This window comes from Klebsiella pneumoniae complex sp. WS1778 (assembly GCF_049472055.1).
In the GTDB taxonomy this organism is placed as follows: domain Bacteria; phylum Pseudomonadota; class Gammaproteobacteria; order Enterobacterales; family Enterobacteriaceae; genus Klebsiella; species Klebsiella quasipneumoniae.
The window spans coordinates 720155-745792 of the sequence record NZ_JBKGTJ010000002.1 but is presented as its reverse complement, the minus strand read 5'-3'; the positions used below and the strand labels follow the sequence as shown (position 1 = coordinate 745792).

Here is a 25638-nt window from a genome sequence, read left to right as displayed (position 1 = left end):
TCGTCGGCTACCTGGCGGACTTTAAACTAAGAGAGAGCTCTATGAATCCTGAGCGTTCTGAACGCATTGAAATCCCCGTATTGCCGTTGCGCGATGTGGTGGTTTATCCGCACATGGTCATACCCCTGTTCGTAGGGCGGGAAAAATCTATCCGTTGCCTCGAAGCGGCCATGGACCATGATAAAAAAATCATGCTGGTTGCGCAGAAAGAAGCGTCGACGGATGAGCCGGGTGTAAACGATCTTTTCACCGTTGGAACCGTGGCGTCTATTTTGCAGATGCTGAAGCTGCCGGACGGCACCGTGAAGGTGCTGGTCGAAGGGCTACAGCGTGCACGCATTTCTGCGCTGTCTGATAATGGCGAGCATTTCTCGGCGAAAGCGGAGTATCTCGACTCGCCGGCGATTGACGAACGTGAGCAGGAAGTGCTGGTTCGTACCGCTATCAGCCAGTTTGAAGGCTATATCAAGCTGAATAAGAAGATTCCACCGGAAGTGCTGACGTCGCTGAACAGCATCGACGATCCGGCGCGCCTGGCGGATACCATCGCGGCGCATATGCCGCTGAAGCTGGCGGACAAGCAGTCCGTGCTTGAGATGTCCGACGTCAACGAACGTCTGGAATATCTGATGGCGATGATGGAATCGGAAATCGATCTGCTGCAGGTTGAGAAGCGCATTCGCAACCGCGTCAAAAAGCAGATGGAGAAATCCCAGCGCGAGTACTATCTGAACGAGCAAATGAAAGCGATTCAGAAAGAACTCGGCGAGATGGACGACGCCCCGGACGAAAACGAAGCGCTGAAGCGCAAGATCGACGCGGCGAAAATGCCGAAAGAGGCGAAAGAGAAAACCGAAGCGGAACTGCAGAAGCTGAAGATGATGTCGCCGATGTCTGCGGAAGCGACCGTCGTGCGTGGCTACATCGACTGGATGGTGCAGGTGCCGTGGAATGCGCGCAGTAAGGTCAAGAAAGACCTGCGTCAGGCCCAGGAGATCCTTGATACCGATCACTATGGTCTGGAGCGCGTGAAGGATCGCATCCTTGAGTATCTCGCGGTGCAGAGCCGGGTGAACAAAATCAAGGGGCCGATCCTCTGCCTGGTGGGACCGCCGGGGGTAGGTAAAACCTCGCTGGGGCAATCTATCGCCAAAGCGACCGGCCGGAAATACGTCCGCATGGCGCTGGGCGGCGTGCGCGATGAAGCGGAAATTCGCGGTCATCGTCGTACCTATATTGGCTCGATGCCGGGCAAACTGATCCAGAAAATGGCGAAAGTGGGGGTAAAAAACCCGCTGTTCCTGCTGGATGAGATTGACAAAATGTCTTCCGACATGCGCGGCGACCCGGCTTCTGCGTTGCTTGAGGTGCTGGATCCGGAACAGAACGTGGCCTTTAACGACCACTATCTGGAAGTGGATTACGATCTCAGCGACGTGATGTTCGTGGCGACTTCCAACTCCATGAACATTCCGGCGCCGCTGCTGGACCGTATGGAAGTGATTCGCCTCTCGGGTTACACCGAAGATGAAAAACTGAATATCGCCAAGCGTCACCTGCTGCCGAAGCAGATCGAACGCAACGCGCTGAAAAAAGGCGAACTGACCGTCGACGACAGCGCCATTATCGGCATTATTCGTTACTACACCCGTGAAGCGGGCGTTCGTAGCCTGGAGCGTGAAATCTCCAAGCTGTGCCGTAAGGCCGTTAAGCAGCTGTTGCTGGATAAATCGCTGAAACACATCGAAATTAATGGTGAGAATCTGCATGATTATCTCGGCGTGCAGCGCTTCGACTATGGCCGCGCCGATAGCGAGAACCGCGTCGGTCAGGTGACCGGTCTGGCGTGGACGGAAGTGGGCGGCGACCTGCTGACCATCGAAACCGCCTGCGTACCGGGCAAAGGCAAACTGACCTACACCGGATCGCTGGGCGAGGTGATGCAGGAGTCGATTCAGGCTGCGCTGACCGTGGTACGTTCGCGGGCGGACAAGCTGGGGATTAACGCCGACTTTTACGAGAAGCGTGATATTCACGTCCACGTACCGGAAGGGGCGACGCCGAAGGACGGTCCGAGCGCGGGGATTGCCATGTGTACGGCGCTGGTCTCCTGCCTGACCGGCAACCCGGTACGCGCCGATGTGGCGATGACCGGGGAGATTACGCTGCGTGGACAGGTGCTGCCGATCGGCGGTCTGAAGGAAAAACTGCTGGCGGCGCATCGCGGCGGTATTAAGACTGTTCTGATTCCTGATGAGAACAAACGCGACCTTGAAGAAATTCCGGATAACGTTATCGCTGATTTGGATATCCATCCGGTGAAACGAATCGAGGAAGTTCTGACACTTGCGCTGCAAAACGAACCGTTTGGCATGCAGGTTGTGACCGCGAAATAGTGATTCTGCGCAAATTGCGCTAATAAAAATAGGGCTGGTAAGTCATTTCGGACTTGCCAGCCTTTTTTTGTGTAGCTAACTTAGATCGCTGGCAGGGGGGTCATCGACAACTGCTGTTGTAAGGGCATGACAGTCCTGATATAACTGCTGCGCGGTCGCACTATGAAGGACTCTGGTGCGATATAAATTATAAAGAGAGGAAGAGAACAGTGAATAAATCTCAACTGATTGACAAAATTGCTGCGGGTGCGGACATTTCTAAAGCTGCAGCTGGACGTGCGTTAGATGCTTTAATCGCTTCTGTTACTGAATCTCTGCAGGCTGGGGATGACGTTGCGCTGGTAGGTTTCGGTACCTTTGCTGTTAAAGAACGTGCCGCCCGTACTGGTCGCAACCCACAAACAGGTAAAGAAATTACTATCGCTGCCGCAAAAGTGCCGGGCTTCCGTGCTGGTAAAGCGCTGAAAGACGCGGTGAACTGATCGGCTTTCCCGTCAGGGAATGTGACGAAGTACAAGGGCGCATCGTGAGATGTGCCTTTTTTATTGCCTTTTCAGACCACTTTATGTGTGTTTATCGCCACTTGTGGGCTGACAATCACCCTGTTTTCTTGTCAAAATACGTCCTCACGCGCGGCGGCCATCACGTGCTATGCTGCGCGAGCTAAAGTCATCTACAGCGGAGCGTTGTTACACCATGATGGACAACCTACGCACGGCCGCCAACAGCGTCGTGCTCAAGATTATTTTCGGTATCATTATCGTCTCGTTCATTTTGACCGGGGTGAGTGGTTACCTGATTGGCGGTGGCAAAAACTATGCCGCAAAAGTGAATGGCCAGGAGATTGGCCGTGGGCAGTTTGAAAACGCCGTCGCCAGCGAACGTAACCGTATGCAGCAGCAGCTTGGTGACCAGTTCTCCGAGCTGGCGGCGAACGAAAACTACATGAAAACCATGCGCCAGCAGGTGCTGAACCGCCTGATTGACGAGTCGCTTCTGGATCAGTATGCCCGCGAGCTGGGCCTCAGCATCAGCGATGAGCAGGTGAAGCAGGCGATCTTCCAGACCCAGGCGTTCCAGACGAACGGTAAGTTCGACAACCAGCGCTTCAGCGGTATTGTCGCCCAGATGGGGATGACCACCGATCAGTACGCCCAGGCGCTGCGTAACCAGCTGACCACGCAGCAGCTGATTAACGCCATTGCGGGTACCGACTTCATGCTGCCCGGCGAGTCCGATCAGCTGGCGGCGCTGGTGTCTCAGCAGCGTGTCGTTCGCGAAGCGACCATCAACGTCAACGCCCTGGCGGCAAAACAGACCGCCAGCGATGAGGAAATCAACGCTTTCTGGCAGCAGAATCAGGCCCGTTTTATGGCGCCGGAGCAGTTCCGCGTAAGCTACATCAAGATGGATGCCGCCAGCATGCAGGAAAACGCCTCTGACGAAGAAATTCAGTCATGGTATGACCAGCACAAAGATCAGTTCACTCAGCCGCAGCGTAATCGCTACAGCGTGATTCAGACTAAAACTGAAGCTGATGCGAAAGCGGTACTGGCCGAGCTGCAAAAAGGCGCCGATTTCGCCACGCTGGCAAAAGAAAAATCGACCGATATTATCTCTGCCCGCAACGGCGGCGATATGGGGTGGATGGAAGATGCTTCTACCGTGCCTGAGCTGAAAGACGCCGGCCTGAAAGAGAAAGGCCAGCTCTCCGGGGTGATCAAATCCTCGGTTGGCTTCCTGGTGGCCCGTCTGGACGATGTCCAGCCGGCGCAGGTCAAGCCGCTGGCTGACGTGCGCAATGACATTGCGGCGAAAGTGAAGCAGGAGAAAGCGCTGGATGCTTACTATGCGCTGCAGCAGAAGGTGAGCGATGCGGCCAGCAACGATAATGAATCGCTGGCGGGCGCGGCGCAGGTCGCCGGACTGCAGGTGGTGGAAACCGGCTGGTTTGGCCGCGATAATCTGCCGGAAGAGCTGAACTTTAAACCGGTCGCTGACGCTATTTTCAACGGCGGTCTGGTCGGCGTGAACGGCGCGCCGGGCAGCAACTCCGACATCATTACCGTTGACGGCGATCGCGCCTTTGTTCTGCGTATCAGCGAGCACAAAGCCGAGGCGGTGAAACCGCTGGCCGAAGTGAAGGCGCAGGTCAGCGATATCGTTAAGCACAATAAAGCGGAACAGCAGGCGAAGCGGGATGCCGATAAGCTGCTGGCGGCGCTGAAAGACGGCAAAGGCGATGAGGCGATGAAGGCGGCTGGCCTGAGCTTTGGCGCACCGCAGACGCTTTCCCGTACCGGCCAGGATCCGCTGAGCCAGTTGGCATTTACTCTGCCGCTGCCGCAGCAGGGCAAACCGGTCTATGGCGTTGGCAGCAACATGCAAGGCGATGTGGTGCTGGTGGCGCTCGATGAAGTGAAAGCAGGCAGCATGCCGGAAGAGCAGAAGAAGGCTATGGTTCAGGGGATTACCCAGAACAATGCCCAAATCGCTTTCGAGGCGCTGATGAGCAACCTGCGCAAGGCGGCGAAAATTAAGCTGGGCGACAGCATCGACCAGCAGCAGTAATTTCGCGTCGTTTCGCAAAAATACGCAACACCATGTAATCCTCAAGGGCCGCTTTCGCGGCCCTTTCCATTTCTGTGATTTGCCTTTTGTCGGCCATCCGCACTGACGCTATCGTAGCCTTGCTGTCTAAACACAAGGAGATATCAGCATGAAATATGGAATAAAAGCACTGATGGCCGCGGGCGTTCTGGTTTTCGCGGTAGGCGCACAGGGCGCGCTGGCTGCCCCCGCCAGCGGTAATGCGCCGGTAACCAAAGAGCATGTCCAGGCGTCCTCTTCGGCGAAGGCGAAAGCGGAGCCCGGCGAGGCCGACAACGGGGCGACCAAAGTCAGCATTAACCACGCCAGCGCCGAACAGCTGGCGCAGGCTCTGAATGGCGTGGGGTTGAAAAAAGCCCAGGCGATTGTCAGCTACCGTGAGGAGTACGGACCGTTCAAAACCCTTGATGATCTGAAGCAGGTCCCAGGGATGGGCAGCGCGCTGGTGGAGCGGAATTTATCCCATCTGACGCTGTAAATTTTTTGCCAGCGCTTGCACAGCGGTGATTTTTTGCCAGGATAAAGAGGTTGCATCAAGTGGTGTGACCTCTTACCTCATAAACAACAATAACAGAAAGGCATTGATGCTATGCAGACACAAATTAAAGTTCGCGGCTATCATCTGGACGTCTACCAGCATGTGAATAACGCACGCTACCTGGAGTTCCTTGAGGAGGCCCGCTGGGATGGTCTGGAAAAGAGTCCGGCGTTTCAGTGGATGACCGAGAAAAACATCGCCTTCGTGGTGGTGAATATTAATATTAACTACCGCCGTCCGGCGGTCCTGGGCGATGTGCTGACGGTGAGCAGCAAACTGGAGCAACTCAACGGCAAAAGCGGCACGCTCAGCCAGGTGGTCACTCTCAACCCCAACGGCGAGGTGGTGGCCGATGCGCTGATTACCTTCGTCTGTATCGATTTGAAAACCCAGAAGGCGCTGCCGCTGCAAGGGGAACTGCGTGAGAAACTCGACCAGATGAACTTGCGCTGACAACCGTCGCGTGCCTGCCGGGCGGTGGCGCACCTCGACCCACGGAAGGTGATGAACCCCTTGCCCCGGTAAGCGTAGCGCTACCGGGGAAGTTGAACTGAAGCTTTTGGAAGATACCTCTGCGGAGGCTATGCCTGTGTCAGCCCGGTTTTTTGCTTCATCACCGCCATTACCCCGACTTTATCGGCCAGATACTGGTTAAGCCCGTTAGCGCGCAGGTTGCAGGCGGCGCACTGGCCGCAGCCATCGCCCTTAATGCCGTTGTAGCAGGTAAGGGTTTCCCGGCGCACCAGATCTAACTGACCCCAGTAGTCGGCCAGCGCCCAGGTCTCGGCTTTGTTCAGCCACATCAGCGGTGTTTCAAAGCGTATGTCTTTCGCCATTCCAAGGCTGACGGCGTGGTGCAGCGCTTTGACAAACTCATCGCGGCAGTCCGGGTAGCCGGAGAAGTCGGTCTCGCACACGCCGGTGATGATAGCTTCGGCTTTTACCTGATAGGCGTAGATGGCCGTCAGGGTTAAAAACAGAATATTGCGCCCCGGGACAAAAGTATTGGGAATGCCCTCGGCATTAGGCTGATAGTCCGGTACCGGAATGTTATCGCGGGTCAGGCTGCTGACCGCCAGTTCATTGAGCAGGGTAACGTCCAGCACTTTATGCGCGACGGCGCCAAGTTTCAGGGCGAGTTCGCGCGCAACGTCGATTTCCGCGCGGTGGCGTTGGCCATAATCAAAAGTGACGCAATGCACTTCATCATACTGTTGCAGAGCCTGCACCAGACAGGTGGTTGAATCTTGTCCTCCGCTGAAGACAACTACGGCGCGTTTCATGGCAATTCCTGACTAAATGAGTAAAGGCGATATGGTAGCGCCAGACGCCCGCCACCACCAGCTCTGTCACGTCGACGCCGGCAGCCAGGCGCTGGCGAAGTCGAACCAGCCGCGGGCGTTGAGGCGCAAGCCATTGACTCCCGGCGGGGCGCTGATCCGATAGTTATATTTAAACAGCGGCGTCATGATGGCGTCTTCCATCAGGCTGTTAAATACGTTGCGCAGCGCATCGTTGCGGCTGCGGGCTTCCGGCTGCGCCTGTACCGCGTCTAATGTCGCCTGCAGATGGGCATATTGCGCCCCGGTCAGCAAATTGGGCCACAGCATATCGCAGCGCAGCCACTGCTCCAGGGCATACTCCGGCGCTTCGCCGATCAGGCGGTCGCCCATCATCAGGTCGGCCTGCCCCAGATGCTGGCAGCCTTCCCAGTTTTTGGCGTCATGGAACAGCAGCGTCAGCTCGCAGCCCAGCACAGCCAGCCGCTGTCTCAGCTGTTCGGCCATGGCGTGGAGTTCGACCGGCAGATGGTAGAGCAGCGTGAGCCTGGCCGGCAGCGGCACCGCGCTGTTTTCCGGCCCCTGCGGGATGGACCATCCCGGCAACACCTCATGGCTTGGCGTAATAAGATCCTCGTCGAGCGGCAGCGTATCCAGCAACGACGAGCAGTGAATTATCGATACCAGCCGCTGGGCCTGCGCTTTGCTAAGCCGAGGGCTGTGACGCAGGGTCAGATAGCAGAAGCCAAGACTGATGCTGTTGCTGACCTGGCGCAGGTTATGCAGCTCTTCGCGATCGCCAATAGTGATCTGCACCGGGTGGCGGCAGCTGGTCCCGAGATCGCGATCGAAGAGCTGGGGGGTGATCCAGTACTCCACCGCCTGGATCAGCGGATGCTGCAGGTGGTAGCGGGGATGGTTCTCCAGGCGGACGAGTTCCGGACTAAACCGCTTCAGGCGGAACGGTCCGCAGCCGATGGCCGGATCGTCAGGATGGGCCAGTACGCTGCAATAGCTGGCGAGGCGGAACGGCAGCCAGTAGTCAGGACGATGCAGCGTGATGGTCAGGCACTGGGCGTGAGTGACATCGATGCGGCTGATGCTGGCGAACAGAGTCCGCAAGGCGGGCAGATCCAGCAGCAGCAGTAAGCGCTGCCGCAGCTGTGCGGTTTCCACCGCATCGCCGTTGTGCCAGCACAGCGTGGAGCGGATATAAAACTGCCAGCGCAGGCCGTCAGGGGAGACCTGCCAGTGGTGCGCCAGATCGCCGATCGGCATATTGTCACCTTCGTCGAAGCGCGTCAGCCCGGCATAGATCTGCCCGGCCAGATGCTGCTCGGCGCGTCCGGGCAGAAAGCCGGGACGCAGCGGCTCCAGCGGGCGATAGTAGGGAATACGCAGGGTCGGGGTATTGTTTTGCCATTGACCGCCCAGAAAGGGGTGAAGCAGGGCTTTCAGCTCCACCGGGGCTAGCTGCGCCAGCTCCAGCGCGTTTTGCTGCTGACCTTTATGCAGCGCCTGCTCCATCATCTCATTGCGCAGACGTTCCGGCGTTTTGTAAAAAGAGAGCAAGCCGCGCTTGCCGCGCCCGGAGCTGGCCTGCCAGCTTAACCATCCAGCTTCCTGCGCCTGACGCAGTAGGGTACGGACGTGGCGTTCGCTGCAAAAACAGCGTTCCGCCAGCTCGCCGACGGTGACCTGCTGCGGCGCCCCGGCAGAGGGCTGCCACAGCCGCTGGTACTGGTTTAAACGGTGTAAGAGTCTCATAAGCGCTGTCGCCCACCGGGCCGCAATAAACCCGGAACAATTTATATTATCTATTCACTATTACTTCCGTATATCCCAGGTGATACTGCAACACAAGCGAAGCCCATCACACATCGGGGAAAACACCATGGCAAAACTGGCAGCATTTGATATGGACGGCACCTTACTGATGCCGGACCATCGTCTCGGAGAAAAGACGCTCACCGCGCTGAAACGGCTGCGGGAACGCGATATCACTCTGACGTTCGCCACCGGCCGCCATGCGCTGGAGATGCACCATGTGATGGGTGAATTTTCCCTGGACGCATTTCTGATCACGGGCAACGGGACGCGCATCCACTCGCTGGAAGGGGAGGAGCTGTACCGTCAGGATCTCAATCCCGAGGTAGCGGAAGACGTGCTGCATAGTCGATGGGATACCCGGGCCAGCATGCACGTGTTTAATGACGGCGGTTGGTTCACCGGCCAGGCAAGACCTGAGCTGCTGAAGGCGCATGTCTTCAGCGGGTTTCGCTATCAACTGTGCGATCCGAAACGTATGTCGGCGCATCATGTCACCAAGATCTGCTTCTGCGGCGATCATGACGATCTGCGCCGCCTGCGGATCCAACTGAATGAGGCGCTGGGCCAGCGCGCGTTTCTCTGCTTCTCGGCGATGGACTGTCTGGAAGTGCTGCCGGTTGGCTGCAATAAAGGCGCGGCGCTGGCGAGGCTGAGCCAGCACCTGGGACTCACCCTACAGGAGTGCATGGCCTTCGGCGATGCGATGAACGATCGCGAGATGCTTCGCAGCGTTGGGCGGGGGTTCATCATGGGCAACGCGATGCCGCAGCTGAAAGCCGAGCTGCCGCATCTCCCGGTTATTGGCGACTGCCGGCATCAGGCGGTCTCCCATTTTTTAACGCATTGGCTGGATAATCCTGATCTTCCTTATTCCCCCGAATAGAGAGACCCTTCCAGCAAGCCAGATAGCATTCTATCTGGCTTTTTTTATGTTCTGCCGACCAGCCGGGCGATCTCCGCCTGCCAGGGGGCGATATCGCCGATGTTGGCCGCCACCCACTGCGGGTTGTAATAGCTTTCCAGATAACGCTCGCCGCTGTCGCACAGCAGGGTGACGAGGGAACCCGTGCGTCCTTCCTCGCGCATCCGCGCGGCCAGCTGCAGCACGCCCCACATGTTGGTCCCGGTCGAGGCGCCGACTTTTCGCCCAAGCTGCGTTTCCAGCCACAGAGCAGTGGCCACGCTCGCCGCATCCGGCACGCGCAGCATCTCATCGACAACATCGGGAATAAACGATGGCTCGACGCGCGGGCGGCCGATGCCTTCAATTTTGCTGCCGATCGGGCTGCGCAGGCTGGCGTCGCGGGTCTGCCAGTAATCGAGGAATACTGAATTTTGCGGGTCGACAACCATCAGCTGCGTCTCGTAACCCTGGCTGCGAATATAGCGGCCAATGGTCGCCGAGGTCCCCCCGGTGCCGGCGCTCATCACGATCCACGACGGCTGCGGGTGCGGTTCATGGCTCATCTGGCGGAAAATACTGTCGGCGATATTGTTATTGCCGCGCCAGTCGGTGGCCCGCTCGGCGAAGGTAAACTGATCCATATAGTGGCCGTTCAGTTCACGCGCCAGCGTTTCGGAAGCCGCGTAGATTTCGCAGGCGCTCTGCACAAAATGGCAGCGTCCGCCGTAGAACTCGATCTGTTCGATTTTTCGTCTGGCGGTGCAGGAGGGCATCACGGCGATAAACGGCAGCCCCAGCAGGCGGGCGAAATAGGCCTCAGAAACTGCAGTCGAACCCGAAGACGATTCGATAATCGTGGTGCCTTCTTTGATCCAGCCGTTGCACAGGCCATAGAGAAACAGCGACCGCGCCAGACGATGTTTGAGGCTACCGGTCGGATGCGTACTTTCATCCTTCAGATAAATCGGGATCCCCGGAAAACCAGGCAGCGCCAGGCGAATCAGGTGTGTATCGGCGGAACGCTGATAGTCGGCGTTAATTTCACTAATGGCGTGTTTTACCCAGGCGCTATTCATCTCGGATTCCTGTTTGTCATTTTGTGCCCAGCTTAGCGGATTGTGCGGGAAAAATTGTTGCTATTTGGCCTTTCAATTACAATTGCGGGAGTAAATTATTCTCTCTGGTGGCCTTATGTTAGATAAAATTGACCGTAAGCTGCTGGCGCTGCTGCAGGAAGATTGCACCCTCTCTTTGCAGGCGCTGGCCGATGCCGTTAATCTGACCACGACCCCTTGCTGGAAACGCCTGAAACGACTCGAGGATGAGGGTATTCTCCGCGGGCGCGTCGCCTTACTGGATGCGGAAAAGGTGGGGCTGGGGCTGACGGCGTTTGTCCTGATCAAGACCCAGCATCACAGCAGCGACTGGTATTGCCATTTTGTGAGCGAAGTGACGCAGATGGCTGAAGTGCTCGGCTTCTGGCGGATGGCGGGGGAGTATGACTATCTGCTGCGGGTGCAGGTGGCCGATATGAAGCGCTATGACGACTTTTATAAACGGTTGGTGAACAGCGTGCCGGGGCTGTCGGATGTCACTTCGAGTTTTGCCATGGAACAGATAAAATACACCACCGCCTTGCCTGTCGAATAACGGTATTGCGCCGTAACCCATAACAAATCAGGATCTTACTGCTTGCGATTATTTGCACAACTCAGCTGGTATTTCCGCCGGGAGTGGCGCCGCTATCTTGGCGCAATTGCCCTGCTGGCCATTATTGCCGTCCTGCAGCTTGTTCCGCCGAAGGTGGTGGGCATTGTGGTCGACGGCGTGACGCAACAACATTACACCGCGGAGAAGGTGTGGATGTGGATCGGCGCGCTGGTGCTGATCGCGGTGATGGTCTACCTGCTGCGCTATGTCTGGCGCGTGCTGCTGTTCGGCGCCTCTTACCAGCTGGCGGTCGAACTGCGGGAAGACTTTTACCGGCAGCTGAGCCGCCAGCATCCGGCGTTCTATTTGCGCCATCGCACCGGGGATCTGATCGCCCGCGCCACCAACGACGTGGACCGGGTGGTGTTTGCCGCCGGTGAAGGGGTGTTAACCCTGGTGGATTCCCTGGTGATGGGCTGTGCGGTGTTGATTGTGATGTCGACGCAGATTAGCTGGCAGCTCACCCTGCTGGCGCTGCTGCCGATGCCGCTGATGGCCCTGGCGATCAAACGCAACGGCGATGCCCTTCACGAACGTTTTCGCGTCGCCCAGGCGGCCTTTTCCAGCCTCAACGATCGCACGCAGGAGAGCCTGACCAGCATCCGCATGATTAAGGCGTTCGGGCTGGAGGATCGCCAGTCGGCGCAGTTTGCCGCCGATGCGGCTGATACCGGAGCGAAAAATATGCGCGTGGCGCGAATTGACGCTCGCTTCGACCCTACCATCTATATCGCCATCGGGGCAGCGAACCTGCTGGCCATCGGCGGCGGCAGCTGGATGGTGATCCACGGCAGCCTGACGCTGGGGCAGCTGACCAGCTTCGTGATGTACCTTGGCCTGATGATCTGGCCGATGCTGGCGCTGGCGTGGATGTTTAACATCGTGGAGCGCGGTAGCGCGGCCTATGGTCGTATCCGCACCCTGCTCGAAGAGGCGCCGGCGGTGGACGACGGGACCGAGACGGTGCCGGCAGGCCGCGGCGTCCTGCAGGTCGCTATCCGCGATTTCATCTATCCGCAGGCGAGCAAACCTTCACTGGAACAGGTTAATTTTACCCTTCAGCCGGGGCAAATGTTGGGCATCTGCGGGCCGACGGGCGCCGGCAAAAGCACCATTCTGGCCCTGCTGCAGCGCCATTTTGACGTCACCAGCGGCGAGATCCGCTTTCACGATCTGCCGCTACCGCGTCTGCAGCTCGACAGCTGGCGCGAACGGCTGGCGGTGGTCAATCAGACGCCGTTTTTATTCTCCGATACCGTCGCCAATAATATCGCGCTGGGAAAACCGGACGCGACGCCGGAACAGATTGAGCGGGTGGCGCGGCTGGCCAGCGTGCATGACGACATTCTGCGTCTGCCCCAGGGGTACGATACCGAAGTGGGCGAGCGCGGCGTGATGCTCTCCGGCGGCCAGAAACAGCGTATCTCTATTGCCCGCGCCCTGCTGCTGGAGGCCGAAATTCTGATCCTGGATGATGCCTTATCGGCGGTGGATGGTCGCACCGAACACCAGATCCTGCATAACCTGCGCCAGTGGGGAGAGGGCCGGACGGTGATCATCAGCGCCCACCGGCTGTCGGCGCTGACCGAGGCCAGTGAAATTCTGGTGCTGCAGCATGGGCATGTCGCCCAGCGCGGCCGCCATGAGGCGCTGGCCGTGCAGCCAGGCTGGTATCGCGACATGTATCGCTATCAGCAGCTGGAGGCCGCGCTCGACGAGGTTCCCCAGGAGCAAGAGGAGGTCCTGGATGCGTAGCTTTACCGAACTCTGGCCGACGCTTAAACGCCTGCTGGCCTATGGTTCACCGTGGCGTAAGCCGCTGGCCATCGCGGTGGCGATGATGTGGATCGCGGCGGCGGCAGAGGTGAGCGGTCCGCTGCTTATCAGTTATTTCATCGACAATATGGTGGCGAAACATACTCTGCCGCTGAAGCTGGTGGCAGGCCTGGCGGCAGCCTATATCGGTCTGCAGCTGCTGGCGGCGTTACTGCACTATAGCCAGTCGCTGCTGTTTAACCGCGCCGCGGTTGGCGTGGTCCAGCAGTTACGCAGCGATGTGATGGATGCCGCCCTGCATCAGCCGCTCAGCGAGTTTGATACTCAGCCGGTCGGGCAGCTTATCTCCCGGGTAACCAACGATACGGAAGTCATTCGCGACCTGTACGTGACGGTAGTGGCGACGGTGCTGCGTAGCGCGGCGCTGATCGGCGCGATGCTGGTGGCGATGTTTAGCCTCGACTGGCGGATGGCGCTGGTGGCGATCGCGATTTTCCCGGCGGTGCTGATCGTGATGATCATTTATCAGCGCTATAGTACGCCGATCGTGCGCCGGGTGCGCGCCTGGCTTGCCGACATCAACGATGGCTTTAACGAAGTGATCAACGGCATGGGGGTCATTCAGCAGTTCCGCCAGCAGGCGCGTTTTGGCGAACGGATGCGTGAGGCCAGCTACGCCCACTACCTGGCGCGGATGCAGACGCTACGCCTCGACGGTTTTCTGCTGCGTCCGCTGCTGAGTCTTTTTTCCTCGCTGGTGCTGTGTGGGCTGCTGATGCTGTTCGGCTTTAGCGCGGCGGGCACGATTGAGGTCGGGGTCCTGTATGCGTTTATCAGCTATCTCGGGCGCCTTAACGAGCCGCTCATTGAGCTGACCACCCAGCAGTCGATGCTGCAGCAGGCGGTGGTCGCCGGCGAACGCGTTTTCGAACTGATGGACCGTCCGCGCCAGGCGTGGGGCGCCGATGACGCGCCGCTGAGCAGCGGTCGGGTGGAAATCGACCATCTCTCCTTCGCCTACCGCGGGGATCGTCTGGTCCTCCAGGATATCACGCTGGATATCCCTTCCCGCAGCTTTGTGGCGCTGGTCGGGCATACCGGCAGCGGGAAGAGTACCCTCGCCAGTCTGATGATGGGCTATTATCCGTTAACCCACGGGGAGATCCGCATCGATGGCCGGCCGCTCGCTTCTCTTAGCCACAGCGCGTTGCGTAGGGGCATCGCGATGGTGCAACAGGATCCGGTGGTGCTGGCGGATACCTTCTACGCCAACGTCGCGCTGGGCCGGGACATCAGCGAAACCCAGGTCTGGGAAGCGCTGGAGGCGGTGCAGCTGGCGGCGGTGGCGCGCAGCATGAGCGACGGCCTGTACACCCAACTGGGCGAGCAGGGCAATAATCTCTCCGTCGGACAGAAGCAACTGCTGGCGCTGGCGCGCGTGCTGGTGGACACCCCGCAGGTACTGATTCTGGATGAGGCGACGGCAAACATCGACTCCGGTACCGAGCAGGCGATCCAGCAGGCGCTGGCGAAGGTTCGCCAGCATACCACCCTGGTGGTTATCGCCCATCGGCTGTCGACCATCGTCGAGGCGGATACCATTCTGGTTCTGCATCGTGGTCAGGCCGTCGAGCGGGGCAACCACCAGCAGCTGCTGGCGGCGAAAGGCCGCTACTGGCAGATGTATCAGCTACAGCTGGCTGGTGAAGAGCTGGCGGCCAGCGCCAGAGAAGAGTCGCTCAGCGCCTGATGCACCACCAGCAGGCAGCGAAGGCTGGGCGGCCTGTCGTGGTGCAAAAACGTTACATCAAATGCACCGCTGTGGTGCATTTTTGCCCGTTAAATGCCTTTACGCCGGCTAATGCCTGACCTCTCGCCTGTTTTTTGCCATCAAAGGGCCGCTCAGCGGCTTTTTTTCATTTCTGGCATAGCCCTTGCTTTATATCCATCGTGTTAGCTGCGGCCATTACCGAATACTGACTGGAGGGGACTTATGAAGCTGGTTACCGTGGTAATCAAACCATTCAAACTGGAAGACGTGCGTGAAGCCTTGTCTTCCATCGGCATTCAGGGCCTGACGGTCACTGAAGTCAAAGGATTTGGCCGTCAGAAAGGACATGCGGAGCTCTACCGCGGCGCCGAGTATAGCGTCAACTTTCTGCCAAAAGTGAAGATTGATGTGGCGATCGCCGACGATCAGCTGGATGAAGTTATCGATGTCATCAGCAAAGCGGCTTACACCGGAAAAATTGGCGACGGCAAAATTTTTGTCGCTGAATTGCAGCGCGTCATTCGCATCCGTACCGGCGAAGCTGACGAAGCGGCACTGTAATTTCCAGACCACACAGTGATGGGGAACGAAACAATGAAAATGGCAACAATGAAATCGGGTCTGGGGGCATTAGCCCTTCTTCCGGGGCTGGCGATGGCCGCGCCTGCGGTGGCGGACAAAGCCGATAACGCGTTTATGATGATTTGCACCGCGCTGGTTCTGTTTATGACTATCCCGGGGATTGCGCTGTTTTACGGCGGCCTGATCCGCGGTAAGAACGTTCTTTCCATGCTGACGCAGGTGATTGTCACCTTTGGCCTGGTCTGCGTACTGTGGGTCATTTATGGCTATACCCTGGCCTTCGGCACCGGCGGCAGCTTCTTCGGCAGCTTTGACTGGGTGATGCTGAAAAATATTGAACTGAAAGCGCTGATGGGCACCTTCTATCAGTATATCCACGTCGCCTTCCAGGGCTCGTTCGCCTGCATCACCGTCGGGCTGATCGTCGGGGCGCTGGCTGAACGTATCCGTTTCTCCGCCGTGCTGATTTTCGTGGTGGTGTGGATGACGCTCTCCTACGTGCCGATTGCGCATATGGTCTGGGGCGGCGGTCTGCTGGCGACGCATGGCGCGCTGGATTTCGCCGGCGGCACCGTTGTGCACATCAACGCCGCGGTCGCCGGGCTGGTGGGCGCGTATATGATGGGCAAACGCGTGGGCTTCGGCAAAGAAGCGTTCAAACCGCATAACCTGCCGATGGTGTTCACCGGCACCGCTATCCTCTACGTGGGTTGGTTCGGTTTCAATGCCGGGTCTGCCAGCGCAGCGAATGAAATCGCGGCCCTGGCGTTCGTTAACACCGTCGTGGCGACCGCCGCTGCTATCCTGGCGTGGACCTTTGGCGAATGGGCTCTGCGCGGCAAACCTTCACTGCTGGGCGCCTGCTCCGGGGCAATTGCCGGTCTGGTTGGCGTTACGCCGGCGTGTGGTTATATCGGTGTCGGCGGCGCGCTGATCGTCGGTATCGCCTCTGGCCTGGCGGGTATCTGGGGCGTGACTGCGCTGAAACGCTGGCTGCGTGTGGATGACCCTTGCGACGTCTTCGGCGTTCACGGCGTCTGCGGCATCGTCGGCTGTATTCTGACCGGTATCTTCGCGGCGACTTCTCTGGGCGGCGTCGGTTATGCGGAAGGCGTCACCATGGGCCATCAGCTGCTGGTGCAACTGGAAAGTATCGGCATTACCGTGGTCTGGTCCGGCGTCGTCGCTTTTATCGGCTACAAAGTAGCGGATATGACCGTAGGGCTACGCGTGCCGGAAGAGCAGGAGCGCGAAGGGCTGGACGTCAACAGCCATGGCGAAAACGCTTACAACGCCTGACAGAAAACCCTTCTCCATGTAGCAAAAAGCCTCCCGTAGGGGAGGCTTTTTTTATGCGTTGCGGTTGCGCATCACCCCTTCCTGCACCGTTGAGGCAACCAGCGTGCCATCCTGGGTGTAGAACTCGCCGCGGACGAAGCCGCGGGCGCTGGAGGCCGAGGTGCTTTCGACGCTGTACAGCAGCCACTCATTGATATTAAACGGCCGATGGAACCACATCGAGTGATCGATAGTGGCGACCTGCATGCCGGGCTCAAGGAAACCAACGCCGTGCGGCTGCAGCGCCACCGGCAGGAAGTTAAAGTCCGAGGCATAGCCCAGCAGATACTGATGAATGCGCAGATCGTCGGGAACGGCGCCGTTGGCGCGCAGCCACACCTGACGCACCGGCTCGGCGATATGGCCTTTCATCGGGTTATGAAACTCCACCGGGCGGATCTCCAGCGGCTTATCGCAGAGGAATTTGTCTTTCACCTGCGGCGGCAGGAGATGCGCCAGCTTGCGGGCAATGTCGGTTTCCGAAGGCAGCCCATCAGGGGAGGGGGCGGCCGGCATCGCTTTCTGATGTTCATAGCCGTGCTCTGGCGCCTGGAAGGAGGCGGTCATATAGAAGATCGGCTTCCCGTTCTGGATGGCGGCGACCCGGCGGGCGCTAAAGCTGTTGCCGTCGCGCAGCACCTCCACATCGTAGACGATCGGTTTTTGACTGTCGCCGGGGCGCAGAAAGTAGCTGTGAAACGAATGCACCAGACGTTCAACGGGCACGGTCTCTTTTGCCGCATACAGCGCCTGGCCCACCACCTGGCCGCCAAAAACCTGGCGCAATCCCAGGTCTTCGCTCTGTCCACGGAACAACCCTTCCTCAATTTTTTCCAAATCTAATAATGCCAGCAGGTTAGAGAGTGCCTGACTCATACTTTTCCTCAGTTAACAATGGCGGCGCCGCGCGCGTAATGTGGCAAAGTATAACCTGGAATCGCAAGTGGTCCGATGGGTGTAATAATCTGAATAACAACCGGTCAACAGGAAGAAATCTGCGATCTGTGCCACACTTATTGACGACACGAAAGTTCCTGCCGGCGAAGCGGCGGAACATCCTCCTGGGTATTAAGGGATGATAAGGAGAACATCATGAAATTTGCCTATATGTTTAGTGCCTTAACCGTCGCCGCGACGCTGACCGCCTGTGCTAATCACCACTCGAACAATTCTTCGACGCAGGCGGCCGCACCCGACCCTTACGGTATTGCGACGCTGAGCGTGGCGCAGCAGCAGCCGAGCGTCACGGGGACGATTAATATCCGCCAGAGAATCGCTTTGCCGCCGGATGCGGTGCTGACGGTGACCCTGTCGGATGCTTCTCTGGCCGATGCGCCAGCCCGCGTATTGTCGCAAAAAGCGGTGCGTACCGAAGGCAAGCAGGCGCCATTCAACTTTGCACTGCCTTACAACCCGGCAGATATTCAACCGAACGCCCGCATTCTGTTGAGCGCAGCGATTACGGTTAACGGCCAGCTGATGTTCATTACCGATACCGTGCAGACGGTGATCAACCAGGGGGGCACCCATGCCGACCTGACGCTGGTTCCGGTTCAGCAGACCGCCGTGCCTGTCGCACAGTAAGCTCGCTAAGCCCCCGAATGGGGGCTTTTTTTTGGTCTTCAGTAAACCCAGCGATAGCGCTGGAGATCGATATGGCCGCCGCCGGAGACCTGCACCCCTTCGGCCAGCAGCGCCTGACGCTGCCGCTGCAGATCGGGGCCGGTGAGGGAGATATCGCCATGGCGATTGACTACCCGATGCCAGGGCAGAGTGGACCCTTCCGGCAGACGCTTCAGCACACCGCCCACCTGGCGCGCCGCGCGCGGCGAACCAGCCAGCCTGGCGACGTCGCCATAGGTCGTGACATACCCTTCCGGTATCGACGCCACAATGTGCCAGACACGTTGGGGAAATGTATCGTGCGGATCCATATTCAGTCCTGTTACCCGAAAAACGCCAGCATAAGCGCTGATCTTCAGGCTGTACAGCCTGCCCGATCAGGCGGGCTGTTCGACGGTGAACGTCAGAGCGAGGCCGAGGATCTGCATGCCATGGACATTGTCGGAAGGTGAACTGGCGATGAGGCTCTCAAGGAATTTTAACCGCTGCGAGGTCGCGTTGATGATCAGCTTCGCGCGCAGGCCCGGCATGGTCAGCGACGAGATGGGGTATACCACCCGACCGCTGATGTAGACCGGTAGCTTGCGCAGTTCCACCTGGCGCAGGACGCCGACGGTGGAATAGAGCAGCGCCAGCGGCGTGACCGCCCGCACCGGCGCCTGACTGATGGTCACGAAGTCGAGCATTTTTTCAGGGCGCAGATAATTCACCCCCTGAAAGGCGATGGTCATCCCTTCAATGGCGGGTAAAGGCAGAGTGATGGTCTGTGGTGATGAGTCAGTCATTCGATTACCGTCGAGACAAGGTGCTGATGATAAAAGGGGACGCAAGATGGCTAAGTATGGTGGATATCCCGACTGTGTGCTGAGCGCGCGCTCGCAATCTCACAGGTTGAGCGTGAGTGACTGGTTTTATTCGCGTTATTGCGCAATAAACCAGCAGGCAGTCGGGGCGTGCTTGCAATTCACCAGGTCAGCAGGGATAATGCGCCAGCGCGTTGGGTAACAACGCTCTCAATGGGGGCTCTGTTGGTTCTCCCGCAACGCTACTCTGTTTACCAGGTCAGGTCCGGAAGGAAGCAGCCAGAGCAGACGACGTGTGTGCCGGGATGTAGCTGGCAGGGCCCCCACCCATTTCGGCCTTCGTAATTTTCCCCTTGTATTTGTGCGGTCTTCTCTGCTGGCCAGAATTTATTTCTGATACAGATCACATATTATTTTTAGTTGCTAAAACACCCTCTACTTATTCCATAATATTTACTTGTCATAAATCTGAAATGCTACTGAAATATTAATGTCATTTGCGTGTCATAAATAAAGCGCATCTTATTGGTGGGAATTTGTTGCCAGATCCATGCTATAAAATATATCTCTGGATCAGCATGTTAACTTCGTGTATTAATTATGATGATTTTATTGCACGGGAAGCGTAGCTATGACCACAGTGGTTTTGAATGTAAAAATTGACGCTGAGTTAAAAGAGAAGTTGCGTCATTATGCGGAAGTGAATAACGAGAACCTGGGTACGGCAACGGAAAAGCTGCTGCAGCTGGCTTTTCAGCTGGAGGCGTCAGCAGATGAGGCGGGGGTGACGGAAGAGGACATTGACAGCCAGCATACCGAAGAGGAAGCGACGCCATTAACCCCTAAAGAAATCAAAGCATTAAGAAAACTTCTGAAGAAGAAAAAATGAAACAACAATTCTCTACAGCCAGCAACTACAGCGAAGCCTGCGATATGTTGCGCTCAGGATACGTGAAACACGTTCGCCTGAACTGGAATATCGGTAGTGATGAGTTCTTTCGCATTGCCTCCGACTGGTGTGACACCGGCGCTAAAATTAAAAAAGATGAAGATGGCTTTATTATTTCCTTGAAAGGGTTTCCTATTCCGCGCCAGCATTAATGAAATTGCCTTATTTCCGTCACCGGGTTGCCATAACCAGATGGCAGGATACCCAGGCAATTTTATAAAAACATCTCATATACCTCATGGATGACGGACTTTTGACGGGCTGAAGCCAGCCCGTCGATATTTTCTTATATTATTTTCCGCAAACGCGTACTTTCCCGCTGTTCTGCAAGGCTGTGCCACAATGGTTGTAGCGTGGAGAAGGCCTGGCGCAATGCTTCATCCGGCAGCGTAAACGGCAGACGTAAATAGCGATCGAACGCGCCCTCCAGACCAAACCGCGTGCCGGTGCCGATATGGATCCCCTGGCTTTCCGCACGCGCAGAGAACAAAGTGGCTAGCATGTCAGGGAGTTCCACCCAAAAAGAGAGCCCGCCTTCCGGTGGCGTAAAGCGCCAGCGGGGAAAATACTCTTTCATCAGCTCTTCGCACATGTCCCGGCGCGCCTTCAGCATCTCCCGTCGCGGCGGCAGCAGCGTGGCGGCGTTTGCCAGCAGCCAGCTGCAGGCCAGCTGCTCCAGCAGCGGCGTACCCAAGTCCAGAGAGTCGCGGGCCTGAATAAGCGAGGCGATTGTTCGCGTGCTGGCGCGGATCCAGCCGATGCGCAGTCCCCCCCAGAAACTTTTCCCGGCCGAACCGATGGTGATCACCGCGGCGTCGGGATTAAAGCAGGCCAGCGGCGGCGGGGGCGGGGCGTTATACCAGAGGTCGACCATGGTCTCATCGATCACCAGCGTTGTTCGCGTCCTGGCCGCGATGTCCGCGACCCGCTGGCGGGTGAGGGCATCCATACAGCGCCCGGTGGGGTTGTGAAAATCCGGCATCAGCCACGCCAGACGCGGCGCGGTCTGCGCAATGATCGCCGCGAATCCATCGCAGTCCCACCCCTGCTGTGGGAGTGCGACCCCAATGGGCCGGCAGGAGGCGCCCTGAATGGCGCTGATGGCCATTGGATAGGTCGGGGCATCAATGACCACCCGGTCACCGGGGCCGGTGAACAGACGCAGGATTAGCGCGAAGGCGCTGAGCGCGCCGTTGACCACCATCACTTCATCGGGCCGCGTCGGCAGGCCACGTTCGCTGTAGCGCCGGGCAATCGCTTCCCGCAGCACCGGGAGCCCCTGCTGATCGTAACCGGTCTGGGCGAGATAGGGCGGCAGCAGGGTCATGGCATGCTGGAAGGCCTGATGGACCTCCGGACCGGCGCTGAGGGCGGCGGTAGAGAGATTGATCGTCGAGGGGGTCGCAGAGGGCGGCGGCAGGTCGGCAGGGCGTTCCGGCAAAACAATGCGCGACCCGCTTCCCTGGCGGCTTTGGAGAAATCCCTCCTCCCGCAGCTGGCCGAGGGCGCTGGCGATGGTCGTCCGGCTGACGTTGAGGGCCGCCGCCAGCTCGCGCTCGCCGGGCAGGCGCGTCTGTAGCGTCAGACGGCCATCGAGGATCAGCAGGCGGAGCGCTTCCGCCAGCTGGCGCCATAGCGGTGTGCGTGAACTGGACTCCTGCCAGTTGCCGAGCAGGCGTACCAGGGACTGTGTTCCAAAGCGTCGGGCTGACATAGCGATCCACTTTTCCAAAACTGGCCATTAATTATCAGTCCATTTTTGCTGATGATGAGGGCATTCGCAATGATGTTGAGGAAAAAATATGCTTCGTCGCCTGCTGCAGTTATATATCGGTCTGGTGCTCTACGGCGTGTCCACGGCGCTCTTCGTGCATGCTAATCTCGGCGCCGATCCGTGGGACGTCTTTCATCTTGGAGTGGCTAAACAGCTGGGGATCAGTTTCGGGACCGTGATTATTCTGACCGGCGCCGCGGTGCTGCTGCTATGGATCCCGATCCGGCAGATGCCGGGGCTCGGTACGGTGAGCAATGTGATAGTGCTGGGGTTGGCGGCGGACGCCACGCTGGCCGTCCTGCCGCCGCTGGAATCGCTGGTGGCGCGCAGTGCGCTGCTGGTGGTGGCGATTGTGCTGAACGCTATCGCCACCGGGATGTACATTGGCGCGGGGTTTGGCCCGGGTCCGCGCGATGGCCTGATGACCGGCCTGCACGCTCGCACCGGCTGGTCATTGCGCGGTATCCGGACGGCGATCGAGCTTTCCGTGCTGCTGATTGGCTGTCTGCTGGGGGGCAAGTTTGGCGTCGGAACCGTCATTTACGCGCTGTCGATTGGACCGCTTATCCAGCTGTGCCTGCCGTGGTTCAGTCAGCCCGTCAACCGCAACGCGGTCAACACTCCCCGGGAGAGCGTCTCCTGAAGGGAACCCGCGCCCTCGTCGTCAAGAAGAGGGCGCTTTGTGGTTTACAGACCGCTCAGGCCATGAAGCATCATGTAGATCCCCACCACAATAATCAGTGCACCTGAGATCCAGGGCGCCTTGCGCGAGAGGTCGTTAAGCCACGGCCAGCGGCGGGTGGCATGTTTCATGCTCAGGGCGGCGATAGCCCCTGAAGCCACCAGCGTCAGCGCCAGACCGACGCTAAAGCCCAGCACCAGCGTGGCGCCCAGCGAGAATTTCTTCAGCTGTAAACAGATAAGCAGCACGGTAATGGACGCCGGGCAGGGGATCAGCCCGCCGGTCAGGCCAAACAGCACGATCTGCCCGGTGGTCACCTGGCGGCCATCGAAGCGCCGGTTAATCTCCTGAGCATGGGCCCGCTGATGCGCATCCTGCCACTCTTCCGCCACCAGCGGCGCGGCGGATGAGGACGCATGGTGATGGTCATGGTGGTGATCATGTTCGTGGTGATGATCATGTTCGTGGTGGTGATCATGGTGCGTGTGGGGCTGCGATTCGCGCCAGGTGCGCCAGAGCATCCAGCAGGCAATCAGCACAATGACAATCCCTGAGACCAGCTGAAACCAGGGTTCAGAGGTTTGGGCGTTCCAGCCGCGGCCAAACCACAGACCGGCCATGGCGATCAGCCAGACCACCGCCGTATGCGAAACCGTGGCCGCCAGCCCCAGCAGTACCGCCTGTTTTAAGGTTCCTCGCACCGCCACGATAAAGGCGGCCATCATTGTTTTTGAGTGCCCGGGTTCGAGGCCGTGCAGCGCGCCGAGCAGTATTGCGCTGGGAATAAACAGCCAGGCATTGCCCTGCTGCAAAAGGGAAGTGAAATCGTTCATATCGGGATCCTTGCCAAAAGTGCGTTTATCCTACTCCCCCCCAGTAGTAAAATACTACCCCCCAGTAGATAAAGCGGCTAATAAAAGGGATCATGGTATGCTGGCAGGCGTTGCTGACCACGCAGGTCGGTAATCCCGGACAGAAAAAAACGGTGGATCGCGTAATGTCACACACAGTGAGAGACAAAAAGAAGTTACTGACCCGGCTGAAGAAAATTCAGGGGCAGAGTACCGCATTAGAGAAAATGCTTAATCGCGAGCATGAGTGCGCTGAGGTGCTACAGCAGCTGGCGGCGATCCGCGGCGCGGTCAATGGCATGATGCTGCAGGTTATCCAGGGACATCTCACCGACCATGTGGTGAAAGAGCCAGACGAGACGCAGCGTGAGGCGGATCTGGAGACGGTGATGCAGGTGATTAAATCCTATCTGAAGTAGCCTCCGGCAGAGGGCGGCGAAGAGGCCGCGCCCGCTGACCTTCTGCGCAGGCCGCCTGCCGCTTAATGCGCATGGAGGTTCTCTTCCGCCCACAGAATAAACGACTCTTTTGGCAGCGCTTTGCTGTACAGCCAGCCCTGGGCGTACTGAACGCCATGCTGTCTCAGCCAATCGCGCTGGCTTACGGTTTCCACCCCTTCGGCGACGGTGGCCAAATTGAGCGCCTTGGCCATTTCAATAATGTGCGGCGTCAGCGGCCGGTACTCGAGGGTATCGACAAAGGATTTATCGATTTTCAGCGTGTCGACGTCCAGCTTCTGCAGATAGCTCAGGCTGGAGTAGCCGGTACCGAAATCGTCAATCGAAATGCGGTGCCCGGCCTCGCGGTAGTGTGCGATCACCGGCATGGTGGTCTCCGGGTCAACAAACCCGCGCTCGGTGATCTCAAGGATAATCTGTTCCGCGGCGATCCCCCAGTGCTGCAGCTGATCGTGTAATAGCTTGGGTAGGGTGGGAGAGCGTAAGTCATCCACCGACAGGTTGATGGAGATATGCACTTCCGGCCGCTGCCTCAGCCAGGGACCCAGGTCGGCAAAAATTTTCCTGACGATATCTTCCGTCAGCTGGGTGATCAGTCCGGTTTGCTCGGCCAGGGGAATGAAGATATCCGGCGATAAAAAGGTGCCGTCGGGTTGCTGCCAGCGCGCCAGCGCTTCGGCCCCGGCGATTTTTCCGTCCTGCAATGAAATAATCGGCTGATAGTGAACCTGAATCGCCTGGGAATTGAGGGCGTCCAGCATACTGTTGCGCGGTGAACGCAGGTGTCTCAGCAGGCGCAGCAGCAGCCAGGTGGCAAGCAGGCTGGTGAAGATGCCGACAGGGAGCCAGAAGATCAGCTGCTGGCGAATACGCTGCTGTAGCGGCAGCGTGGATGACCAGGTCACAATGCCGGATCCCAGCTCGGGAATGCGCTGGATCCGGTAGACCGTATTATCCAGGGTCAGCATATTCAGGTGCGGATCTTTAATCCGTTGCCAGACCTTCGCCGGCAGCGGCTGGCTGCTGATCACCATTTTCAGATGGTCCAAACCAAACAGCATGGTATGGATCTTCTCCTCGCTGGCGGGCACCACATCAATGAAGGAGATGGGATCGATCATTACCATATGCTGCCGGCTGGCCATGGCCGTCATCTGGTGATTAAGGCCAAGATCGTTAATCGAGGTCAGCCAGGTGCGATAGCCGTCGGGGGCAATGTGGTCCGGTGGCGGGAAGGTCACCGCAACGCTATGGTCTTCCAGGGAGGAGCATTGCGGTACGGAATCTTCCAGCCAGAGCACTTCCTGCACGTAGCGATGGGTATAGGCGATCCGGCGGAGGGCGAGCAGATGCTCCGGGCTACAGGAAGCGGCAGAGTGTGAGTCGGCCTCCCGCAGTGCTTCCCGGGCCTGATCGGCGACCTGCAGCGTGCGGACGACAATACGGTTGGAATAATCATCCAGCTCACGATAGAACTGCATTTTGGCCTGCCGCGCCGCCTGCCAGATGCTGAGCGAGATAGGCAGGATGATGGCCAGTATCAGCACTCCTGTAAACAGCGCCATCAGATGCCGGGTCCTCATGCCTGTATCCTTATCGTTCGCCGGGTGTCATCAGTATATGCGAAAGATAAACCGGGCGCAGCGGGAGAAATCGCGCTGCGTGGGCAAAAAAACCGGCATCACAATAACCTGCGATGCCGGGAGAGAAGGATGATTCCGATGCAGCAGAATAAAAATGAGGGTGTGAATGCCGGGCAGGAT

General features: G+C 58.2%; 25 protein-coding genes and 1 other RNA gene. 17 read left to right on the top strand and 9 right to left on the bottom strand.

The features are described from left to right. The first annotated feature begins 41 nt into the window (after positions 1 to 41). The 5 genes from lon to ACLEXF_RS13460 all read left to right on the top strand — a co-directional run bounded on the left by lon (position 42) and on the right by ACLEXF_RS13460 (position 5997). On the top strand, positions 42 to 2396 hold the full coding sequence (lon, locus tag ACLEXF_RS13480; RefSeq protein ID WP_004151336.1) for an endopeptidase La: 2355 nt from the start codon (positions 42 to 44) through the stop codon (positions 2394 to 2396). 209 nt (positions 2397 to 2605) lie between these two features. Then, positions 2606 to 2878, top strand: a complete 273-nt coding sequence (gene hupB, locus ACLEXF_RS13475) for a nucleoid-associated protein HU-beta (RefSeq protein ID WP_002444653.1) — start codon at positions 2606 to 2608, stop codon at positions 2876 to 2878. Positions 2879 to 3092: 214 nt separating this feature from the next. Beyond that, positions 3093 to 4967, top strand: a complete 1875-nt coding sequence (ppiD, locus tag ACLEXF_RS13470; protein ID WP_017898913.1) for a peptidylprolyl isomerase — start codon at positions 3093 to 3095, stop codon at positions 4965 to 4967. Between the two features lie 148 nt (positions 4968 to 5115). Beyond that, complete coding sequence (locus ACLEXF_RS13465; protein ID WP_049003059.1) at positions 5116 to 5484, top strand: helix-hairpin-helix domain-containing protein; 369 nt, start codon at positions 5116 to 5118, stop codon at positions 5482 to 5484. A gap of 111 nt (positions 5485 to 5595) precedes the next feature. After that, the gene (locus ACLEXF_RS13460) at positions 5596 to 5997 is read left to right on the top strand and encodes a YbgC/FadM family acyl-CoA thioesterase (RefSeq protein WP_048323174.1); all 402 of its coding nucleotides are present in this window, start codon (positions 5596 to 5598) and stop codon (positions 5995 to 5997) included. 128 nt (positions 5998 to 6125) lie between these two features. Here the strand turns inward: ACLEXF_RS13460 and queC are convergent, their stop codons facing one another. Both queC and ACLEXF_RS13450 read right to left on the bottom strand, forming a co-directional pair. Continuing rightward, positions 6126 to 6827 (bottom strand): 7-cyano-7-deazaguanine synthase QueC, encoded by a 702-nt coding sequence (gene queC / locus ACLEXF_RS13455; RefSeq protein ID WP_043521445.1) that lies wholly within the window; start codon positions 6825 to 6827, stop codon positions 6126 to 6128. Positions 6828 to 6893: 66 nt separating this feature from the next. Beyond that, positions 6894 to 8591: an SgrR family transcriptional regulator gene (locus ACLEXF_RS13450; protein ID WP_114506127.1), complete on the bottom strand. Its 1698-nt coding sequence runs from the start codon at positions 8589 to 8591 to the stop codon at positions 6894 to 6896. A gap of 127 nt (positions 8592 to 8718) precedes the next feature. Here ACLEXF_RS13450 and cof point away from each other — a divergent pair, with 127 nt between their 5' ends. Next, a complete protein-coding gene (cof, locus tag ACLEXF_RS13445) occupies positions 8719 to 9537 on the top strand; it encodes an HMP-PP phosphatase (RefSeq protein ID WP_032455636.1) in 819 nt (272 codons plus the stop codon). A gap of 44 nt (positions 9538 to 9581) precedes the next feature. Here the strand turns inward: cof and ACLEXF_RS13440 are convergent, their stop codons facing one another. Next, on the bottom strand, positions 9582 to 10634 hold the full coding sequence (locus tag ACLEXF_RS13440; RefSeq protein ID WP_023319850.1) for a PLP-dependent cysteine synthase family protein: 1053 nt from the start codon (positions 10632 to 10634) through the stop codon (positions 9582 to 9584). 115 nt (positions 10635 to 10749) lie between these two features. Between ACLEXF_RS13440 and ACLEXF_RS13435 the strand changes: the two genes are divergently transcribed. The 5 genes from ACLEXF_RS13435 to amtB all read left to right on the top strand — a co-directional run bounded on the left by ACLEXF_RS13435 (position 10750) and on the right by amtB (position 16696). After that, a complete protein-coding gene (locus ACLEXF_RS13435; protein WP_004204786.1) occupies positions 10750 to 11208 on the top strand; it encodes an Lrp/AsnC family transcriptional regulator in 459 nt (152 codons plus the stop codon). Positions 11209 to 11250: 42 nt separating this feature from the next. Then, a complete protein-coding gene (locus ACLEXF_RS13430) occupies positions 11251 to 13023 on the top strand; it encodes a SmdA family multidrug ABC transporter permease/ATP-binding protein (protein WP_017898906.1) in 1773 nt (590 codons plus the stop codon). After that, on the top strand, positions 13016 to 14794 hold the full coding sequence (locus tag ACLEXF_RS13425; RefSeq protein WP_004204783.1) for a SmdB family multidrug efflux ABC transporter permease/ATP-binding protein: 1779 nt from the start codon (positions 13016 to 13018) through the stop codon (positions 14792 to 14794). The genes ACLEXF_RS13430 and ACLEXF_RS13425 overlap by 8 nt, the downstream gene beginning before the upstream one ends. A 243-nt stretch (positions 14795 to 15037) precedes the next feature. Continuing rightward, positions 15038 to 15376, top strand: coding sequence for a P-II family nitrogen regulator (gene glnK / locus ACLEXF_RS13420; protein WP_002891893.1), 339 nt, complete (start codon positions 15038 to 15040; stop codon positions 15374 to 15376). 33 nt (positions 15377 to 15409) lie between these two features. Further along, positions 15410 to 16696, top strand: coding sequence for an ammonium transporter AmtB (gene amtB, locus ACLEXF_RS13415; RefSeq protein WP_004204781.1), 1287 nt, complete (start codon positions 15410 to 15412; stop codon positions 16694 to 16696). Between the two features lie 51 nt (positions 16697 to 16747). Here amtB and tesB read toward each other — a convergent pair whose 3' ends face one another. Next, positions 16748 to 17611: an acyl-CoA thioesterase II gene (tesB, locus tag ACLEXF_RS13410; RefSeq protein WP_004204779.1), complete on the bottom strand. Its 864-nt coding sequence runs from the start codon at positions 17609 to 17611 to the stop codon at positions 16748 to 16750. Between the two features lie 216 nt (positions 17612 to 17827). On the opposite strand from tesB, the gene ACLEXF_RS13405 reads away from it, so the two are divergent. Then, positions 17828 to 18319, top strand: a complete 492-nt coding sequence (locus tag ACLEXF_RS13405) for a YbaY family lipoprotein (protein WP_115664651.1) — start codon at positions 17828 to 17830, stop codon at positions 18317 to 18319. Between the two features lie 38 nt (positions 18320 to 18357). Here ACLEXF_RS13405 and ACLEXF_RS13400 read toward each other — a convergent pair whose 3' ends face one another. After that, the gene (locus tag ACLEXF_RS13400; RefSeq protein ID WP_004204778.1) at positions 18358 to 18669 is read right to left on the bottom strand and encodes an MGMT family protein; all 312 of its coding nucleotides are present in this window, start codon (positions 18667 to 18669) and stop codon (positions 18358 to 18360) included. Between the two features lie 66 nt (positions 18670 to 18735). Then, a complete protein-coding gene (locus ACLEXF_RS13395; protein WP_017898905.1) occupies positions 18736 to 19143 on the bottom strand; it encodes a hypothetical protein in 408 nt (135 codons plus the stop codon). A gap of 241 nt (positions 19144 to 19384) precedes the next feature. Between ACLEXF_RS13395 and ffs the strand changes: the two genes are divergently transcribed. The 3 genes from ffs to ACLEXF_RS13380 all read left to right on the top strand — a co-directional run bounded on the left by ffs (position 19385) and on the right by ACLEXF_RS13380 (position 20262). Beyond that, positions 19385 to 19481: signal recognition particle sRNA small type (ffs, locus tag ACLEXF_RS13390), an RNA gene on the top strand. 311 nt (positions 19482 to 19792) lie between these two features. After that, a complete protein-coding gene (locus tag ACLEXF_RS13385; protein WP_004204776.1) occupies positions 19793 to 20050 on the top strand; it encodes a hypothetical protein in 258 nt (85 codons plus the stop codon). Continuing rightward, complete coding sequence (locus ACLEXF_RS13380; protein WP_004142688.1) at positions 20047 to 20262, top strand: hypothetical protein; 216 nt, start codon at positions 20047 to 20049, stop codon at positions 20260 to 20262. The genes ACLEXF_RS13385 and ACLEXF_RS13380 overlap by 4 nt, the downstream gene beginning before the upstream one ends. 134 nt (positions 20263 to 20396) lie before the next feature. Here ACLEXF_RS13380 and ACLEXF_RS13375 read toward each other — a convergent pair whose 3' ends face one another. After that, positions 20397 to 21824 (bottom strand): PLP-dependent aminotransferase family protein, encoded by a 1428-nt coding sequence (locus tag ACLEXF_RS13375; RefSeq protein WP_004204774.1) that lies wholly within the window; start codon positions 21822 to 21824, stop codon positions 20397 to 20399. Between the two features lie 88 nt (positions 21825 to 21912). On the opposite strand from ACLEXF_RS13375, the gene ACLEXF_RS13370 reads away from it, so the two are divergent. Then, the gene (locus ACLEXF_RS13370) at positions 21913 to 22527 is read left to right on the top strand and encodes a YczE/YyaS/YitT family protein (protein ID WP_004204770.1); all 615 of its coding nucleotides are present in this window, start codon (positions 21913 to 21915) and stop codon (positions 22525 to 22527) included. A gap of 44 nt (positions 22528 to 22571) precedes the next feature. On the opposite strand, the gene ACLEXF_RS13365 is transcribed toward ACLEXF_RS13370, so the two are convergent. Beyond that, positions 22572 to 23399: a nickel/cobalt efflux protein RcnA gene (locus ACLEXF_RS13365; RefSeq protein WP_130944936.1), complete on the bottom strand. Its 828-nt coding sequence runs from the start codon at positions 23397 to 23399 to the stop codon at positions 22572 to 22574. Positions 23400 to 23563: 164 nt separating this feature from the next. On the opposite strand from ACLEXF_RS13365, the gene ACLEXF_RS13360 reads away from it, so the two are divergent. Continuing rightward, the gene (locus ACLEXF_RS13360; RefSeq protein ID WP_004204767.1) at positions 23564 to 23836 is read left to right on the top strand and encodes a metal-sensing transcriptional repressor; all 273 of its coding nucleotides are present in this window, start codon (positions 23564 to 23566) and stop codon (positions 23834 to 23836) included. A gap of 62 nt (positions 23837 to 23898) precedes the next feature. Here ACLEXF_RS13360 and ACLEXF_RS13355 read toward each other — a convergent pair whose 3' ends face one another. Continuing rightward, positions 23899 to 25458, bottom strand: a complete 1560-nt coding sequence (locus ACLEXF_RS13355) for an EAL domain-containing protein (RefSeq protein ID WP_004204766.1) — start codon at positions 25456 to 25458, stop codon at positions 23899 to 23901. Positions 25459 to 25638: the final 180 nt, after the last annotated feature.

What these genes read in the sequence shown, in the direction of transcription:
- ACLEXF_RS13405 (WP_115664651.1), top strand. Translation starts at nt 17,828, where the DNA reads ATGAAATTTGCCTATATGTTTAGTGCCTTAACCGTCGCCGCGACGCTG.
- ACLEXF_RS13465 (WP_049003059.1), top strand. Translation starts at nt 5,116, where the DNA reads ATGAAATATGGAATAAAAGCACTGATGGCCGCGGGCGTTCTGGTTTTC.
- ACLEXF_RS13385 (WP_004204776.1), top strand. Translation starts at nt 19,793, where the DNA reads ATGACCACAGTGGTTTTGAATGTAAAAATTGACGCTGAGTTAAAAGAG.
- ACLEXF_RS13425 (WP_004204783.1), top strand. Translation starts at nt 13,016, where the DNA reads ATGCGTAGCTTTACCGAACTCTGGCCGACGCTTAAACGCCTGCTGGCC.
- ACLEXF_RS13440 (WP_023319850.1), bottom strand. Translation starts at nt 10,634, where the DNA reads ATGAATAGCGCCTGGGTAAAACACGCCATTAGTGAAATTAACGCCGAC.
- lon (WP_004151336.1), top strand. Translation starts at nt 42, where the DNA reads ATGAATCCTGAGCGTTCTGAACGCATTGAAATCCCCGTATTGCCGTTG.
- ACLEXF_RS13395 (WP_017898905.1), bottom strand. Translation starts at nt 19,143, where the DNA reads ATGACTGACTCATCACCACAGACCATCACTCTGCCTTTACCCGCCATT.
- cof (WP_032455636.1), top strand. Translation starts at nt 8,719, where the DNA reads ATGGCAAAACTGGCAGCATTTGATATGGACGGCACCTTACTGATGCCG.
- ACLEXF_RS13360 (WP_004204767.1), top strand. Translation starts at nt 23,564, where the DNA reads ATGTCACACACAGTGAGAGACAAAAAGAAGTTACTGACCCGGCTGAAG.
- tesB (WP_004204779.1), bottom strand. Translation starts at nt 17,611, where the DNA reads ATGAGTCAGGCACTCTCTAACCTGCTGGCATTATTAGATTTGGAAAAA.
- ACLEXF_RS13450 (WP_114506127.1), bottom strand. Translation starts at nt 8,591, where the DNA reads ATGAGACTCTTACACCGTTTAAACCAGTACCAGCGGCTGTGGCAGCCC.
- queC (WP_043521445.1), bottom strand. Translation starts at nt 6,827, where the DNA reads ATGAAACGCGCCGTAGTTGTCTTCAGCGGAGGACAAGATTCAACCACC.
- ACLEXF_RS13460 (WP_048323174.1), top strand. Translation starts at nt 5,596, where the DNA reads ATGCAGACACAAATTAAAGTTCGCGGCTATCATCTGGACGTCTACCAG.
- ACLEXF_RS13355 (WP_004204766.1), bottom strand. Translation starts at nt 25,458, where the DNA reads ATGAGGACCCGGCATCTGATGGCGCTGTTTACAGGAGTGCTGATACTG.
- ACLEXF_RS13375 (WP_004204774.1), bottom strand. Translation starts at nt 21,824, where the DNA reads ATGTCAGCCCGACGCTTTGGAACACAGTCCCTGGTACGCCTGCTCGGC.
- ACLEXF_RS13435 (WP_004204786.1), top strand. Translation starts at nt 10,750, where the DNA reads ATGTTAGATAAAATTGACCGTAAGCTGCTGGCGCTGCTGCAGGAAGAT.
- ACLEXF_RS13380 (WP_004142688.1), top strand. Translation starts at nt 20,047, where the DNA reads ATGAAACAACAATTCTCTACAGCCAGCAACTACAGCGAAGCCTGCGAT.
- ppiD (WP_017898913.1), top strand. Translation starts at nt 3,093, where the DNA reads ATGATGGACAACCTACGCACGGCCGCCAACAGCGTCGTGCTCAAGATT.
- amtB (WP_004204781.1), top strand. Translation starts at nt 15,410, where the DNA reads ATGAAAATGGCAACAATGAAATCGGGTCTGGGGGCATTAGCCCTTCTT.
- ACLEXF_RS13400 (WP_004204778.1), bottom strand. Translation starts at nt 18,669, where the DNA reads ATGGATCCGCACGATACATTTCCCCAACGTGTCTGGCACATTGTGGCG.
- ACLEXF_RS13370 (WP_004204770.1), top strand. Translation starts at nt 21,913, where the DNA reads ATGCTTCGTCGCCTGCTGCAGTTATATATCGGTCTGGTGCTCTACGGC.
- ACLEXF_RS13365 (WP_130944936.1), bottom strand. Translation starts at nt 23,399, where the DNA reads ATGAACGATTTCACTTCCCTTTTGCAGCAGGGCAATGCCTGGCTGTTT.
- glnK (WP_002891893.1), top strand. Translation starts at nt 15,038, where the DNA reads ATGAAGCTGGTTACCGTGGTAATCAAACCATTCAAACTGGAAGACGTG.